Here is a 15,717-nt window from a genome sequence, read left to right on the forward strand (position 1 = left end):
ACCTCTGTAGTAGACAATGTATATTTATATATAGAATAGCATAATTATTCATTTTGTTCTATAAAAATTCAAGCAATTCAGACAGTTTGCTTGATTGCCAGTACTTTTTCTATTTTCTTAACCGCGATATCGATTTCTGTTTCTGTGACTGTAAGCGAAGGGAGCAGCCGAAGCACCTTAGGGCCTGCACTCAGTACAAGTAAGCCTTCTTCTTGAAGCTCAGCCAGGAATTCCTGTACATCTTGTTCGCACTCAATCCCTATCATCATTCCAAGCCCGCGAATTTCCTTCACTTCTGCAGCGTCCTTTAATGCGTTTGCCAATGCGCTCTTAAGATATTCAGCCTTATGCACCGTTTCCTTTAAAAACCCTTGTTTGAAAATTCCCTTCAGGACAGCTTCCGCTGCGGAAACACTAACAGGATTGCCGCCAAAAGTCGAGCCATGACTTCCAGGATTGAAATGCTCCGCAAGCTTTTCACGTCCGATCATTGCCCCGATCGGCAATCCGTTTCCCAGTCCCTTTGCGGAGGTAATGATATCTGGTTGGACATTATAGTGCTGGAAGGCAAATGGTTTCCCCGTACGTCCTATCCCGGTTTGGATTTCATCAATGATTAGCAAAGCACCATGTTTTTGGCAGTGCAGTTGGATCGTGTCCAAATAGGTTTGATTTATCACATGGATGCCGCCCTCTCCTTGAACGATTTCAATCATGACTGCGGCCGTATCTCCATCAATCGCTGCAATCATGGCATCATTGTCATTAAACGGAACATATTTGAAGCACTCCAGCATCGGTCCAAATCCTGTCTTGATTTTTTCCTGTCCCGTTGCTGCCATCGTTGCAAATGTCCGTCCGTGGAAAGACTGCTGACATGTGACGATCTTGCTTTTCCCGGTAGCTTTACGTGCCAGCTTGATAGCAGCCTCATTCGCTTCCGCACCGCTGTTGGCAAAAAACACCGAGCCTAAACCTGAGGCATCCGACAGCATTTTTGCTGTCCGCTCCTGAATCGAACTATGAAACATATTTGATACATGCCAATATTTATTTAGCTGCTCCATGACGGCCATTTTCACCGACTCATGTCCATGGCCAAGATTCAAGACCCCTATTCCCGATGTAAAGTCCAGGTACTCTTTTCCTGCTGTGCTTATTATCTTCATTCCTATGGCTGTATCCGGCTCAATATTCCACCTTGCATATGTAGGAAATAAATTGCTCACTGTATGACCCCTTCTTCCTGAAGAAATTTCGTTCCAATGAATTGTTCAGCTGCATAAAAATCATCTTTCCCGCTAATGATCATCACTTCCCCAACCCCTTTATTGAGCACCGATAGTGCTGTATTGACCTTTGGAATCATTCCGCCATGGATGCTTCCATCCATAATCAAGCCCAATGTTTCCGTTTCTGTCAATTTTTCAATGATTTGCCCATCCTTGAGGACCCCTTTAACATCGGTCACAAACAGACACATTTCAGCCGACATAGCTTTGGCCACAGATCCTGCAGCCATATCAGCATTCACATTCAATTTCGAGCCCGATTTGGTTGTCGAAATTGGTGTCAGTACCGGACAATATCCCTTTTCCAATAAAACCCCCAGCAATTCCGTATTGACTTGCTGTATCTCCCCAACAGCTCCAAGTTTGTGTTCATCGATGAACTCGCCTGTAAGAATTCCGCCATCAGATCCATTCAAGCCGACTGCCTTGATTCCGTGCGCTTCCAATTTATGAACGAGACTGCGGTTCGATTTGCCAGCCAGCATGAGCTCGACGATTTCCAACACTTCAGCAGTCGTCTTTCTTAATCCGTCTTCGAAAATAGGTTCGATTTCAAATTTCTCCATCATCGAATTGATGTCAGGACCGCCGCCATGGACAAAAACAATATGATAGCCCCGATTCTGCAACTGATTCACACTATGGAAAAAAGACTCGGATAACTCATTGATGATGCTGCCGCCACACTTGATGACCAATATATTCATCCTGTTCAACACCCCTTAAGAACGATAGCTTCCGTTTATTTTCACGTAGTCATAAGTTAAATCACAGCCCCATGCCGTTCCTGTTTCCTGCCCATCCTTTAAAAAGACATGAATGATGATGCTTTCATTTTCAAGGTAGGCTTTTGCTTCTTCCTCAGAAAATTGGACCGGTTCACCATTCTCAAGTACGACGATATCCCCAAATGCAATCGTTGTTTGATCAGGCTGGAATGTCACTCCGCTTCTTCCCATCGCCGCTATGATTCGTCCCCAGTTCGCATCCGCACCAAAAGCAGCCGTTTTCACTAGATTCGAACCCACGATCGTCTTCGCCATCATCTGGGAATCTTGCTTCGTTTGCATGCCATGGACATTCACTTCAATCAGTTTCGTGGCCCCTTCCCCGTCTTTGGCGATTTGTTTGGCCAAATTTTCGGACGTTTGTTTCAATAATTCCAGGAAAATGGACCATTGGTTATGTGCAGGCGTCAGAGGCTCATTATTCGCCTTTCCATTCGCCAGCACCAATACCATGTCATTCGTAGAACAATCGCCATCGACCGTGATTTGATTGAATGTATCATTGGTAATCGACGATAAGGCAAGCTGTAAATCCCCAGGCTCAATGGCAGCATCCGTTGTAATGAAGCCGAGCATCGTGGCCATGTTTGGATGGATCATTCCCGACCCTTTCGCTGCTCCGCCCATTTTCACTGTCTTGCCGTCAATGAGCGTTTCATAACCACAACTCTTCGTTACGATATCCGTTGTTAATATGGAGCTACCAAAAGCTTCAGCAGCCTCTGGTGTATTCTCCGGCAGCAATGCCTCAATGCCCTCTTTGACTTTTTCCATTTTCATATATTCGCCGATCACACCGGTAGAAGCGACTGCAAATGCATGATCCTCCAAACCGAATTTTTTCGCGGCAAGCTTTCTCATTTCATTTGCATCATTCATGCCCTGTTCGCCCGTACAAGCATTCGCACAAGCACTGTTAACAACGATGCCGTGAAGTTTCCCTGTTGCAGCTATGCTTTCCTTTGTTACATCGATTGGAGCAGCTTGAACTAAATTCCGGGTATAAACCGCGGCGGCTGAAGCCGGTGTTTCTGTAAAAATGATTCCAACGTCTTTTTTCGAGTAACGCAATCCAGCATGTACGCCTGACGCTTTGAAGCCCTGAGGCATTAGGATGGTGCCGTCTTTAATCAGTTTGATGTCTTCGACTATCTGTAATGTATTCATTTTTCCCCTCCAAATTTTAAGGATAAAGCGGACTGTTCCAAAGACCTGCCGTTTCTTCCAGTCCCATTAATAGATTGGCATTTTGAATGGCCTGGCCCGCAGCGCCCTTCATTAAATTATCGATGACCGAAACCACCGTTACTTTACCTGTTCTTTCATCTTGGGCGACGCCTATATCGCAAAAATTCGATCCGTACACTTGCTTTGTGGATGGAAATTGATCAAGTGGCTGTACCCTGACAAATGGATGATTCTCGTAAACCATTTTGTATAAATCGACCAATTCTGAAGATGAGGTTTGACGATTAGGCTGTATATACATCGTTGCCATTATCCCCCGGGTCATCGGTACCAAATGCGTATTGAAGGTAACAGGCTGTATCCGCTCCATGGCCTGCGACCAGCGTCCGAGCTGCTGCTCGATTTCCGGTATATGTTGATGTTGATTCACTTTATATATCTTGAAATTCTCGTTCATTTCACTAAAATGTGTAACAGCTGAAGGTGATTTTCCCGCCCCGGAAACTCCGGATTTCGCATCGATGATCACATCCGAATTGGCTCCGGCCAGCCCTGTCGTGTACAAAGGGGCAAGACCCAGAAGTGATGCCGTCGGATAACACCCTGGATTGGCAACAATGATCGATTCCTTTATCGAACCTGCATTCCATTCAGGCAACCCATACACGGCTTTTTCAATGATGGCCTGAGGCGCTGCCGGTTTCCTATACCAGTACTCATATTCACCAGGGGTTTGAAGCCTAAGATCCCCGGATAAATCGATCACCTTAATATCGAGGTCTGAAAATTCCGATATCAATTGCGATGAAACACCTGAAGGGGTCGCGAGAAATACGATATCCGAGCTTTTTGCAATCGACTCAGGATCAATTTCATCCAATTTATCCTTCATATGCATTAAATGTGCATTTTCTTCATATAAACTCCGGCCAAATCGGGAGGAAGTATGTAAGGATTTTATTTTTAAATGCGGGTGATTATTCAAAATCCTGATTAATTCCAGTCCCCCATAACCTGTTGCTCCTACAATCGATACGAACAAATTTACCATCTCCTGTATTTTTTAGTTCCTGTCAATCTTTGATTCTATTATTATATGACTGAATAAAAATAAAATCAAATGTATTTTTATAAAATTTCAGACTTTAATTTCCTCAAAATAATCCAGGTTATAAAGTTTCTACATTTATCCAAATGTGTTGACCATTAGTTATTTTTCCGCTTAAATCAAAGGTAGTAATTGGATATTCCTATACGTAAAAGGTGGTAATAACATGAATGGATTTTCATTAGCAAATCGAATGCACGCCCTTTTAGATCATAAACGCAACATTAAACATATGGAAAAGGGGAGCTTCCTATTTCACGAAAGCACCCCTGCAGATGATATATATTACATATTAAATGGCAAAGTGGAGCTGAGCAAGGCTGTTCCAGACGGCCGAGATTTAACTTTGCGCATTTGTTCGGAGAATGACTTGGTGGGAGAAACCATCCTTTTTTCCAAAAATCCCAAATATATGATGAATGCCAAAATGTTGGAGGACGGCCATGTTGCAGTAATTTCAAAAGAAACATTGGAGAAGAAAATCTCCTCCGACAGCAGCCTGGCAATCGATACGATAACCTGGCTATCCGCTCAAAATCGCAGGAATCAGGCAAAATTCCGCGATATGCTCCTGCATGGTAAAAAAGGGGCATTTTACTCCACTCTCATCCGCTTATCCAATAGCTATGGTAAGGATACCGAAGATGGAAAAGTCATCAATTTCTCTTTTACCAACCAAGAACTCGCCAATTTTTGCGGCACATCACGAGAGGTGGTCAATCGAATGCTCGCTCATTTAAGGAAAAATGAGGTGGTCTCAATTAAAAAAGGACTCATTACGATCCTTGACATAGATTATTTAAAACAAGAAATCGATTGCGAAAACTGTCCAATCGAAATCTGTACGATTCATTGAACCCCCCACGTTTTGAACAATGAATACGGACTGATCCCCCATACTTTTCAACCAGGAACATTGCATCATTTTACTGACGGGAATTATACACCATGTGATTCATGACAAGTAAAATGATGCATAAAAATCGTATAAAAAAAAGATGAATGCTGTTGGCAATCATCCTCGTTCACTTACCGTATACAATTTAAATTCGGGATGGCGCCCGATTAACCGCCAATGAATGACATCTCGATTTTTTCCTGCCCTTTCACCGTTCCCGTTACCCGCTCATCCGAATATCGGTCATCTCTATCGTTCCACAATGAAATGATGTAATCGGTCAATTCCTCATCCGCCATGCCGGAACGGAGCAGCGACTTCAAATCATGGCCCTTGCCGTTGAACAAGCATGTATAAAGGCTTCCATTGGCTGATAGACGGGCCCTTGTGCAGCTGGAACAAAAAGACTCGGAGACGGATGTGATGAAGCCAACTTCCGTAGTCGTCCCTTTATATCGGAAGCGTTTTGCGACTTCTCCATAATACTCTTCTTCCACAGGCTCAACGTCGAATTCAGTTTGAAGCATATCAAGCAATTCCTTTTTCGTTATCACATTCTTCAGCTGCCAGCCATTTGTATGGCCAACATCCATGAATTCTATGAATCGCAATGTCATGTTCCGCTCTTTACAAAAGCGGGCCATAGGAAGAATCTGCGATTCATTGGTTCCTTTTTTCACTACCATATTCACTTTAACGCCAAGACCAGCGTCTTTGGCAGCTCTTATGCCGCGAATTACCGGTCCTATCCCGATACCCCTGCCATTCATTTTCTTAAAAAGGTCATCATCGAGACTGTCCAAGCTGATATTCACTCTCTGCAAGCCAGCCGCCTTCAGTTTTTCGGCGTGTTTTTCCAGATACACGCCATTCGTGGTCAATCCTATATCTTCTATCCCGTCAATAGCTACGAGCTCAGCTACCAGTGTGGCAAGTTCCTTCCGTAACAGTGGTTCCCCGCCCGTCAATCTAAGCTTTTTTACTCCCAATTCAGCAAATATCTTCGAAACCCTCACGATTTCTTCATAAGATAAAAGTTCACTTTTTGGCAGGAATGGAAACTTATCGTCAAAAATTTCTGCTGGCATACAATATTGACAGCGGAAGTTACACCGATCGATGACGGATATTCTCAAATCCCTCAGTGGCCTGCTTAAGGAATCCTTTATATGTCTATTCAATTAACCACTCCTCACCCGGGCGTATCAGAAAAAACCAGACCATAAAAGCTTCACCCTTATGAAGGATTCACTATCATGAGACTGGTTCCCCATTTTATTCGTTGACGATCACTTGATTCCCAGTGCGATCTTGGCATATCGGGACATTTTGTCTCTGGTCCATGGCGGACTCCAGACAATCTTCACATCCGTTTCCTTGACCTCCGGTATATCTTCAAGGACCAACTTCACTTGATCGACAATTGTCCCGGCTAGCGGACAGCCCATAGCGGTCAACGTCATCGTAACAGTTGTCAGACCGGCTTCATCCATGTCCACATCGTACACCAAGCCTAAATTCACGATATCTATACCAAGCTCAGGGTCAATGACCTGCTCCAAAGCTCCAAGAATAACGTCTTTTGTATCTTGATCCACATCAATCACTCCTTCTCTTAAAAATCTCTACAGTTTAAAATGAATCGGTTTCATGTAATTTGCCCCGATTTAGACTTTACACTATGTCTGTATTAGAATCATAACAGATTTCGCGCAAGTACTTAAGCTTTTTGCACAGTTGGCAGCAAATGTTTCTGGAACCAGCCTGCTGTCTTAAGCACTCCTTCCCTGCTGACCTTATGGCCTGCCTTTGGATCGAGGATGAACTCGATTTTCCCGACTGCCTCACCATACCCAGATTTGACACCTTCATAAAATTGATACGCATGGTGATAAGGTACGACCGGATCTTTAGCTCCATGCCAAAAAAGAAGCGGGCGATTGGCTAGCCTATCTTGATTGAGACTCAAATCATATGGTTTGAGATATTCAATCACTTTGCCGACTTCCTCATCGGTTATCGGGAATGGCAATTTCCTTTTCTTGATCTCTTCGATTTGGAGTTCTGCATACGCGACATATGATGGATTGCCCATTAGACTGACCCCGGCCGTTATCCATTCATAAGCGGCAAGTGCCCCGTTCGTCACGATGCCCCCCATTGATGTACCCGCTACGCCAATCCGTTCAGGATCAATTAATTTTCTCGATAATAAATCATCCTTAAGCAGTGATAATTCTTTTATCGTCTGTAAAACCATTTCCCAGAAAAGGGGCATCATTTCGGAATCGCTTAAACCAGACTCCCTTTCCCCATGATGAATCACATCAGGAAGTAGCACTCGGAACCCCTTTTCGGCCAATAGATAGGCATAATGAAGATTATGTTCTTTCGCACTTTGAAAGCCATGTATGAAGATGATAAGCGGCAATTCCTGATGGAATGCCGCCTGTTCACTCAAATGCAAAGCAGGAATTTGTCCTATTTTTTCTTTTTCAATTATGATCAAGTTAACCCCTCCGAATATTTTCACCCTAAAATGTTTCCCATATCACTCCATGAAACCTGTCCTTCGCTCTACGTATTATAATCCTCGATATAGTAATATCATACAGGAATGCATAAAGAATGAAAAAGATTTACATTTACTTTAAAATAGGCATAACGATATTGGCATATAATGAAATCAAAAAGAATAGAAGGTGTGTTCATGGCTGAGAAGCATTTGATCGTATTGGATCTTGATGGTACTTTACTTACCGATAGCAAAACCATTTCTACAAGAACTAAACAAACTTTACTTAAATTAAAAGAAGATGGACATGAAATCATGATTGCCACCGGTCGTCCGTTTCGTTCAAGCGAACTATATTACCGCGAATTGGGCTTGACTACACCCATCGTCAATTTCAATGGAGCTTTCGTCCATCATCCATTACAGACAAGCTGGGGGGTATATCATTCTCCGCTTGATATAAGCGTTGCGAAGGATATCGTGGAGGCCTGCGATCAATTTAAATATCATAACATCATCGCTGAAGTCCGTGATGACGTCTACGTCCATCATCATGACCAAAAATTGATGGACATGTTCAATGTAGGCAATCCAACCATGAAGACGGGGGACTTGCGCAATTTCCTTCAGGACTCCCCTACATCGATGCTCATCCATACAGACAGTGAATATGTTGGATCGATTCGTCAGCATTTATCCGATGTCCATGCCGAATTGGTCGATCATCGCCGTTGGGCAGAGCCTTTCCATATCATTGAAATCATTAAAAGCGGGTTAAGCAAGGTAGTCGGTCTAAAACGCATTTCTAAATATCTGGAAATCCCCCAAGACCGGATCATCGCATTCGGGGACGAGGACAATGACTTGGAAATGCTCGATTATGCAGGAACGGGCGTTGCCATGGGAAATGCCATTTCACCTGTAAAGACGGTCGCAAATTTGACGACATTGTCGAATGAAGAAGATGGAATAGCCGTCTTCCTTGAAGATAAATTCAACTTAAAGTTCTGATGCGGCATTTTTTACCTTCATAAAATATGCTGGCGAAGCCAAACTAATATCGACAACAGATTTGTTACTGTTGTTACAACGCTCAGAATCGGAGGAGATAAGTATGGGTAGTAAATCTAAACGATTTGTACAGCAAGGCAAGGAAAGTGTTGCCAAGCATGCCGAAAGAATCCCTTATCACACCACGTTTGAACAAGCTGAAAAAGACAGGTTGAGAATCATGTCTGAACAAAGCTACGGTGGCTTCTAATGGCAAATAAACTATTCCAGAAAGCTAAAGAATTTGTTGAAGAAGCCCTTCACTCTGAGCATGAGCATGACGGTGACCAGCGTAATACCGAGGATATCGCCAAAAACGCTCTTTCCTCCGCCTTCGCCAACTCGACCGAGGCTGAGAAAGAACAACTTCGGGAATTCCAGGAAGATCTGGAAAACCACTCGAAATAAGTGAAAGCCTCCAGTTTCCTGGAGGCTTTCATCGTTGTTTTAATTTTTGCCGCTTCGTGCCTTTCCTCCCTTTTCCCCAATTTCCTTATAAAAGTCCTTGCCATGTGAATCGGAAGTCGCCTCTCCGCCCTTCTGGCCTATTTCCTGATAAAAGTCCTTATCATGATTATTGGATGTCGCTTTGCCGCCCTTTTGTCCAATTTCCCTGAAAAAATCCTTGTCGTGATTTTTTGATGTGGCTTCCCCGCCTTTACGTCCTGCTTCCTGTCTGCTCATTTTTTCATCGTTAGCCATTTCCATCACTCCTTCGGTAGTTTTTTGAATTGGCGCTACACTATAAAACTTAACCGCTTTGAACAAGCCATAAACTATGAACGTCCGTAAATACCGATTTGTAACGAAAGTGTAATGGTCTTAATTGGCCCGTTACTATTCCCTCCTGAATGTGCCGACAATGCCCGAGGTTTCGATAATATTCGTGAAAGCATGAGGGTCAACTTCTTTAATAATCCGTTCAAGGTCATACAGTTCATATCTTGTTATGACAATCATTAGCATTTCTTTGTTTTCATTGGTAAATCCTCCTTTTGCCGGCACCCTTGTAATTCCCCGCACAAGCTTGGCATGGATAGCCTGTTTGAGTTCTTCGCTTTGCTTTGTAATGATCATGGCTGTAAGCTTTTCATGGCGTGTATGTATTGCGTCCACAACACGAGTCGATGTGTAAAGGGTAACGAGAGTATACAAAGCTTTTTCAGGTCCATAGACAGCTCCAGCCGTCACGATGATCACTCCGTTGAGCAAGAATAAGTAAGTCCCAACAGGTTTATCTTTTTTCCGCGACAATAGCATGGCAATAATATCCATCCCCCCTGTCGATGCGCCATACTTCAAGGTGATTCCGACACCGACCGCTGCAATGACTCCGCCAAAAACGGCATTCAGCAATATGTCAGGAGACCAGCGTGTAATGGGGATCACTTCCATGAAAAGTGACATTAAGGCAACGCTAAGAAAACTGTAAAACGTAAACGACTTTCCAACTTTTCTCCACGCGATGATCGTCACGGGGATATTCAATAACAGCAATAAAATCCCTGTCGATACATTAAAGGGAGCAAAGGACCCTATCATTCGGGATAGAAGCTGCGCCACTCCCGTAAAGCCGCTCGCATAAACATTTGCCGGTATAAGAAAAAAGTTCATCGCGACAGCATTCAGGAATGCCCCGACCACAACTATGAGGATTTTCTTCATTTCGCCACTGTACATCCTAATAACCTCCATTTCACCCTTATCCTATTATCTTTTTACCCATAATTATTTATTCTACTTACGCAGAGATTGAATTTTTGCGTTTACATGCTACACTATAAGGTGGAATGAAGTCTCATTTTCTAAAAACTGTAAAAAGAAAGCAGGTGTATTATGGCTATCACAATTCTTGCAGATAGTGCATGTGATTTGCCATTGTCTTTCTATAAGGAAAACAATGTATCCTTGATCCCTTTACAAGTCCACCTTGATGGGAAAAACTATGAAGATTTGCTTACCATTCATTCTAAAGAAGTCTATCAAGCGATGATTGACGGAAAAGCTCCAAAAACATCGCAAGCTTCCCCGGAATACTTAATAGAACTTTTCAGACAATTTGCCAAGGACCAAAAGCAGGGGATTTATATTGCCTTTTCCTCTGAGCTGTCAGGAACCTACCAAACAGCTGTGATGATTCTTAATCAGGTGAAGGAAGAATATCCTGATGTCGATATTGAAATCATCAACACGAAATGCGCTTCGATGGGTGTCGGCTTGATCGTCAAGAAAGCGGCAGAACTTGCGGCAAGCGGTGCATCCAAAGAAGAAATTCTAGCCGATATCGAATTTCGGACAAGCCATATGGAGCATTTGTTCACGGTGGATAATCTTGAATATTTAGCACGCGGAGGCCGCATCTCCAAAACATCTGCCCTTGTTGGCGGATTATTAAACATTAAACCGTTATTACACGTGGAAGACGGGAAGCTGGTTCCACTGGAAAAGATTCGCGGCAAAAAGAAATTGCTTAAACGTGTCATCGAATTAATGCATGAAAGAGGTAAAAACTTAACGACCCAAACGATCGCCATCAGTCATGGGGATGACGAAGAAACGGCATTGGAATGGAAAGAAGCCATCCAAAATGAATTCGGGACGAGCGACTTCATGATCCACACCATCGGCTCCGTCATTGGCGCTCATGCAGGTCCTGGGACAATTGCCCTCTTCTTCTTAAACGATACCCCTGAGAATTCATAAACATACATACTTCCTTCTATCATTGTGAACCATAATATTGATCATGATTATAGAAGGGAGTTTTCATTATGTCCAAAACGACTGATAACAATAAAAGACCGAAAGACAATCAAGCGATCAATGCCGAAAAAAACGTCGCTTATCAGGAAAACCTCACGGCGGGTAAACACTCCTATTCGAAGAAAACGGATCATAAATGAAGCATGGGGCTGTTCCCCCGCTTTTTTTAACCATGTACTCACCGATTCAGCATACGGTTAATATGGTTGTCTTCCTTCCCCAATTTCTCTATAATGAAGGAAATAAAACCTGCTGGAGGTAAGTGATGGCAAAGGAAAATTCATTTGATATTGTATCCAAAGTAGACTTTTCAGAAGTAACGAATGCAGTGACCATGGCGATGAAGGAAATTCAGACTCGCTATGATTTTAAAGGAAGTGTCAGCAGCATCACCCTTGAAAAGGAAGACCTCGTTTTAGTGTCTGACGATGAATATAAGCTTGAACAATTAAAGGATGTCCTTATCGGCAAACTCGTCAAACGGGACGTACCCATCAAGAACCTGGACTATGGCAAATTAGAAGGTGCTTCTGGCGGTACCGTTCGCCAACGGGCCAAGCTAATCCAAGGCATCGATAAGGAACAAGCAAAAAAAATAAACACGATCATCAAAAATAGCGGTCTTAAGGTAAAAAGCCAAATACAAGATGACCAAATTCGCGTTACCGGAAAAAACAGGGACGATTTGCAAGGAATCATTTCCGCGATCAGAGGCGCCGATCTCTCGATTGACGTCCAATTCTTGAATTACCGTTAATCATGAAAGATCTTACCCGAACGGGCAGGGTCTTTTTTTTTGCCCTTGTTTTTATAGGCCAAAACCTTCTTCCCTCAGGATGCATCTGCTTCCAAGATCATGGTAAGAATAAGGATGTTGCATTTTTAGGAATTACCAAAACGTTACTTGCGTTTTGATTTGGTTCATTTTACCATGTTTTCTTTTTCCAAGAACAAGGAATAAAAATAGTGTAAATCTTTAACCGGGAGGCATTTAACATTGACTAAACAAAACGAGAGCAAACAAGGATTTCCCCCTCAACATCAGCAGCACCAACCTGGCTTGGAAACAAAAATGGAACCAAACCCAGAATCGATCAGATCCTCCTATAAAGGAAGCGGCAAATTGAACGGAAAAACCGCCATCATTACCGGAGGGGATAGTGGAATCGGGAAATCAGTGGCCATCTATTATGCTAAAGAAGGTGCCAATGTAACTGTGGCGTACTTGGATGAACACGAGGATGCCAAACAAACAAAAGAATTGATTGAAAGTGAAGGACAGAAATGCTTGCTCATTTCAGGTGATATCGGTGATGAAGCCTTCTGCCAGGAGGTCGTCCAAAAAACGGTGGATGAATTCGGCGGATTGGATATCCTGGTGAACAATGCCGGGGAACAGCATGTACAAACAAGTATCCTTGATATTTCCGCAGAGCAATTGGAAAAAACGTTCCGAACCAATATCTTTTCAATGTTTCACTTAACAAAGGCTGCATTAAAGCATCTAAAAAAAGGCAGCAGCATCATTAATACAACCTCTATCACCGCGTATCAGGGCAATCCAAAGCTAATCGATTACTCTTCTACGAAAGGTGCCATCTTAGCCTTTACGCGGGCCCTTTCAAACTCCATTTCAAAAGATGGCATCAGGGTGAACGGTGTGGCACCAGGTCCAATCTGGACGCCATTGATTCCTGCGTCATTTGGCGAAGAGGATGTTGCCAAATTCGGACAGAATACACCGATGGGACGCGCTGGTCAGCCCGAGGAATTAGCGCCAGCCTACGTATATTTGGCCAGTGACGATTCATCCTATGTCAGCGGTCAAGTCATTCATGTAAACGGCGGGACTGTTGTAAACGGATAATCATGAACTTCAGACGCAGTGGATTTCCTTTTTGAAATCCACTGTTTTTATTTTTCAGGCAGGATATTGCCGGCCTCAACAGGAAATTTAAGAAATATAAGGACACAAAGGAGTGATAGGCATGAAATACATGCCCCCCCCCTGGTTCACCGTTCAGGCATTGGATGACATGACATTTGCGATAAGTGAATATGGCCATTGGGAGAAAGTGCATTCCTTTTTAGTAATCGGCGACAAACGGGCCGCATTAATTGATACAGGGCTTGGCATCGATTCAATCAAGCGAATTACGGACAGGCTTACTAATCTTCCGATCATCGTATTAACCACACATGTGCATGCGGATCATATCGGAGGACATGGGGAATTCGATAGGATCTACGTACATAGAGATGATGCCGATTGGCTCATCAATGGCATCCAGGGATTGTCTTTGAAACAAATAAGGAAAGATATTTCCAGGGATATAACAAGACCCTTGCCTGGATCATTCGACCCCTCAACTTACAGACCCTACCAAGGAACCCCTGCAAGACTTCTTACAGACGGAGATACCATCGACATCGGGAATCGACGTTTAGACGTCTATCATACCCCTGGACATTCACCTGGGCATATTTCCATATTGGATCAGGCTAGAGGGTATTTATTTACCGGTGATTTGCTTTACTCTGGCACTCCCATATACGCATTCTATCCTTCAACAAATCCCGAAGACCTTGTTAATTCATTAGAAAGAATCGCCAAAATCCAGCAAGTTTCCAAAATATATGGGAGTCATAATCAACTGGGACTGGAACCTGACATGTTTATGGAAGTGCTGGCGGCCACCCAGTACCTCAAGGGCAATGATTTGGTCAAGCATGGGACAGGCATACACACGTTCAAGGGCTTCAGCATACAATTCTAACAAAAAGGACATTGCATGTAAGCAATGCCCCCCTTCTTCAATAACCGATGGCCGCCATTGCACCTTGTTTGATTGACCTGCAAGAATGCCTTTCCACAAAATGATGCGGGATGATCGCACCTGCTGGGGTATCACCAGTTTGCAGCACCTGAATGATCCCCTTGGCCGCCTGATAGCCTAAATCGGATATATTGATATCCACTGACGTCAGGGCAGGTAAAGATAATTCTGAGAAAAGCACATTATTGAAGCTGACAATGGACATTTCTTCAGGCGTTCGAATCCCCATCTCACGAAGAGCTTGGACGACGCCAAGTGCCATAAGGTCATCACTGACAACCAACGCTGTTGGCGGCTCGTCGATGGATAGCAGCATTTTCGCCGCTGCTTGTCCACCTTCTTGCAGAAAGTCTTTGTGTAAGGTATATTCACCTCTTGGAGTGATGCCAGCCCTTTTCAGCGCCCTTTCAAACCCGGTTAAGCGATCGAGGGTCATCACCAGGGTTTCGTCCCCTCCGATGAAGCCGATCCTTTCGTGTCCGAGCTTTATGAGGTAATCCGTTGCCTGTTCCGCAGCGAGGACATTATCATTATCTACATATGTGATCTCCTCGATAAAATCATATGGTTTCCCAATGATGACGAAGGGAAAGCCCCTTGCTCGCAAATAAGTAAGAATATGGTCGTTCAACCTTGAATACATCAAGATGATACCATCGACCATCCCGCCCTGGACCATATTTACGACTCCATTATATATTTCTTCTTCCGTTTTCCCCGTACTAAGCAATAATGAATAGTGGTTTTCCTGAGCTCCTTCACTAAGACCTTGCAGTATCTTCGGAAAAAATGGGTTTTGATAAAATTCAATGGATGAACTCGGCAGCACCAATCCAATGATCCTCGTTGACTGATTAGCAAGGCTGCGTGCAATGAAGTTTGGATGATAACCTAGTTTTTTCATTGCTTTTCGCACCCTCACTTTCGTTTTTTCACTTATCCGAGGATTATTTGCGATCACCCGGGAGACTGTTGAAGGTGCAACTTCCGCAAGCTGTGCCACATCTTTTATCGTGATGGCCATGTAGTTTTCCTCTCCTTTCTTTAGCCTTAATTGACTTCATTGATAAATGCCAATGAACAGTTAATAATTTTTATATTTATACATTTATATGTATTAATAATACACTCTTCCCAATAGTGATTTCCATACTTTTTTATCGTTTTACTGTTTTTTTCAGAAAATACCAACTATTCTTTTTTCCTTTTTATTATATAAAAAAGAAGCTGATTTTTGGATCAGCCTCTAAAATCAAACAAAAGGACATGGAAGGAAGG

At 43.2% G+C, this 15,717-nt stretch carries 18 protein-coding genes and 1 pseudogene; 9 read left to right on the forward strand and 10 right to left on the reverse strand.

Annotated features, from left to right (window positions below; translation table 11 throughout):
• Window positions 1–77: 77 nt before the first annotated feature.
• The 4 genes from QNI08_RS11590 to argC are packed head-to-tail and all read right to left on the reverse strand — an operon-like array spanning window position 78 to window position 4,310.
• Window positions 78–1,229: an acetylornithine transaminase gene (locus tag QNI08_RS11590; protein ID WP_285767593.1), complete on the reverse strand. Its 1,152-nt coding sequence runs from the start codon at window positions 1,227–1,229 to the stop codon at window positions 78–80.
• Window positions 1,226–1,999, reverse strand: coding sequence for an acetylglutamate kinase (gene argB, locus QNI08_RS11595; protein ID WP_285767594.1), 774 nt, complete (start codon window positions 1,997–1,999; stop codon window positions 1,226–1,228). Before argB ends, QNI08_RS11590 begins: the two co-directional genes overlap by 4 nt.
• Window positions 2,000–2,014: 15 nt before the next feature.
• The gene (gene argJ, locus QNI08_RS11600) at window positions 2,015–3,247 is read right to left on the reverse strand and encodes a bifunctional ornithine acetyltransferase/N-acetylglutamate synthase (RefSeq protein WP_285767595.1); all 1,233 of its coding nucleotides are present in this window, start codon (window positions 3,245–3,247) and stop codon (window positions 2,015–2,017) included.
• 16 nt (window positions 3,248–3,263) lie between these two features.
• Complete coding sequence (gene argC / locus QNI08_RS11605) at window positions 3,264–4,310, reverse strand: N-acetyl-gamma-glutamyl-phosphate reductase (protein WP_285767596.1); 1,047 nt, start codon at window positions 4,308–4,310, stop codon at window positions 3,264–3,266.
• A gap of 232 nt (window positions 4,311–4,542) precedes the next feature.
• Between argC and QNI08_RS11610 the strand changes: the two genes are divergently transcribed.
• Window positions 4,543–5,232, forward strand: coding sequence for a Crp/Fnr family transcriptional regulator (locus tag QNI08_RS11610; RefSeq protein ID WP_285767597.1), 690 nt, complete (start codon window positions 4,543–4,545; stop codon window positions 5,230–5,232).
• Window positions 5,233–5,441: 209 nt separating this feature from the next.
• Here QNI08_RS11610 and moaA read toward each other — a convergent pair whose 3' ends face one another.
• From moaA to QNI08_RS11625, 3 genes are all read right to left on the reverse strand, one after another.
• On the reverse strand, window positions 5,442–6,455 hold the full coding sequence (gene moaA, locus QNI08_RS11615) for a GTP 3',8-cyclase MoaA (protein ID WP_285767598.1): 1,014 nt from the start codon (window positions 6,453–6,455) through the stop codon (window positions 5,442–5,444).
• A gap of 108 nt (window positions 6,456–6,563) precedes the next feature.
• Complete coding sequence (locus tag QNI08_RS11620) at window positions 6,564–6,872, reverse strand: metal-sulfur cluster assembly factor (protein WP_061143046.1); 309 nt, start codon at window positions 6,870–6,872, stop codon at window positions 6,564–6,566.
• Between the two features lie 122 nt (window positions 6,873–6,994).
• On the reverse strand, window positions 6,995–7,783 hold the full coding sequence (locus tag QNI08_RS11625; RefSeq protein ID WP_285767599.1) for an alpha/beta fold hydrolase: 789 nt from the start codon (window positions 7,781–7,783) through the stop codon (window positions 6,995–6,997).
• Between the two features lie 201 nt (window positions 7,784–7,984).
• On the opposite strand from QNI08_RS11625, the gene QNI08_RS11630 reads away from it, so the two are divergent.
• The 3 genes from QNI08_RS11630 (at window position 7,985) to QNI08_RS11640 (ending at window position 9,247) form a co-directional block, all read left to right on the forward strand.
• The gene (locus QNI08_RS11630; RefSeq protein WP_285767600.1) at window positions 7,985–8,800 is read left to right on the forward strand and encodes a Cof-type HAD-IIB family hydrolase; all 816 of its coding nucleotides are present in this window, start codon (window positions 7,985–7,987) and stop codon (window positions 8,798–8,800) included.
• Between the two features lie 103 nt (window positions 8,801–8,903).
• Complete coding sequence (locus QNI08_RS11635; protein WP_057912450.1) at window positions 8,904–9,050, forward strand: hypothetical protein; 147 nt, start codon at window positions 8,904–8,906, stop codon at window positions 9,048–9,050.
• A complete protein-coding gene (locus QNI08_RS11640; RefSeq protein WP_285767601.1) occupies window positions 9,050–9,247 on the forward strand; it encodes a DUF3813 domain-containing protein in 198 nt (65 codons plus the stop codon). Before QNI08_RS11635 ends, QNI08_RS11640 begins: the two co-directional genes overlap by 1 nt.
• A 51-nt stretch (window positions 9,248–9,298) precedes the next feature.
• On the opposite strand, the pseudogene QNI08_RS11645 reads toward QNI08_RS11640, so the two are convergent.
• Window positions 9,299–9,541, reverse strand: a pseudogene (locus QNI08_RS11645) (KGG domain-containing protein); the annotation flags it as partial.
• Window positions 9,542–9,676: 135 nt separating this feature from the next.
• The gene (locus QNI08_RS11650) at window positions 9,677–10,519 is read right to left on the reverse strand and encodes a YitT family protein (protein WP_285767602.1); all 843 of its coding nucleotides are present in this window, start codon (window positions 10,517–10,519) and stop codon (window positions 9,677–9,679) included.
• Window positions 10,520–10,675: 156 nt separating this feature from the next.
• Between QNI08_RS11650 and QNI08_RS11655 the strand changes: the two genes are divergently transcribed.
• From QNI08_RS11655 to QNI08_RS11675, 5 genes are all read left to right on the forward strand, one after another.
• Window positions 10,676–11,542, forward strand: a complete 867-nt coding sequence (locus tag QNI08_RS11655; protein WP_285767603.1) for a DegV family protein — start codon at window positions 10,676–10,678, stop codon at window positions 11,540–11,542.
• Window positions 11,543–11,610: 68 nt separating this feature from the next.
• Window positions 11,611–11,742, forward strand: coding sequence for a DUF3941 domain-containing protein (locus QNI08_RS11660; protein ID WP_285767604.1), 132 nt, complete (start codon window positions 11,611–11,613; stop codon window positions 11,740–11,742).
• Between the two features lie 125 nt (window positions 11,743–11,867).
• A complete protein-coding gene (locus QNI08_RS11665) occupies window positions 11,868–12,359 on the forward strand; it encodes a YajQ family cyclic di-GMP-binding protein (RefSeq protein WP_285767605.1) in 492 nt (163 codons plus the stop codon).
• A gap of 240 nt (window positions 12,360–12,599) precedes the next feature.
• Window positions 12,600–13,469 (forward strand): SDR family oxidoreductase, encoded by an 870-nt coding sequence (locus QNI08_RS11670; protein ID WP_285767606.1) that lies wholly within the window; start codon window positions 12,600–12,602, stop codon window positions 13,467–13,469.
• Between the two features lie 130 nt (window positions 13,470–13,599).
• Complete coding sequence (locus QNI08_RS11675) at window positions 13,600–14,379, forward strand: MBL fold metallo-hydrolase (RefSeq protein ID WP_285767817.1); 780 nt, start codon at window positions 13,600–13,602, stop codon at window positions 14,377–14,379.
• A gap of 37 nt (window positions 14,380–14,416) precedes the next feature.
• Here the strand turns inward: QNI08_RS11675 and QNI08_RS11680 are convergent, their stop codons facing one another.
• A complete protein-coding gene (locus QNI08_RS11680; protein WP_285767607.1) occupies window positions 14,417–15,463 on the reverse strand; it encodes a LacI family DNA-binding transcriptional regulator in 1,047 nt (348 codons plus the stop codon).
• Between the last annotated feature and the right edge of the window lie 254 nt (window positions 15,464–15,717).

The sequence above is a fragment of the Peribacillus folii genome, from assembly GCF_030271255.1.
GTDB lineage: Bacteria > Bacillota > Bacilli > Bacillales > DSM-1321 > Peribacillus.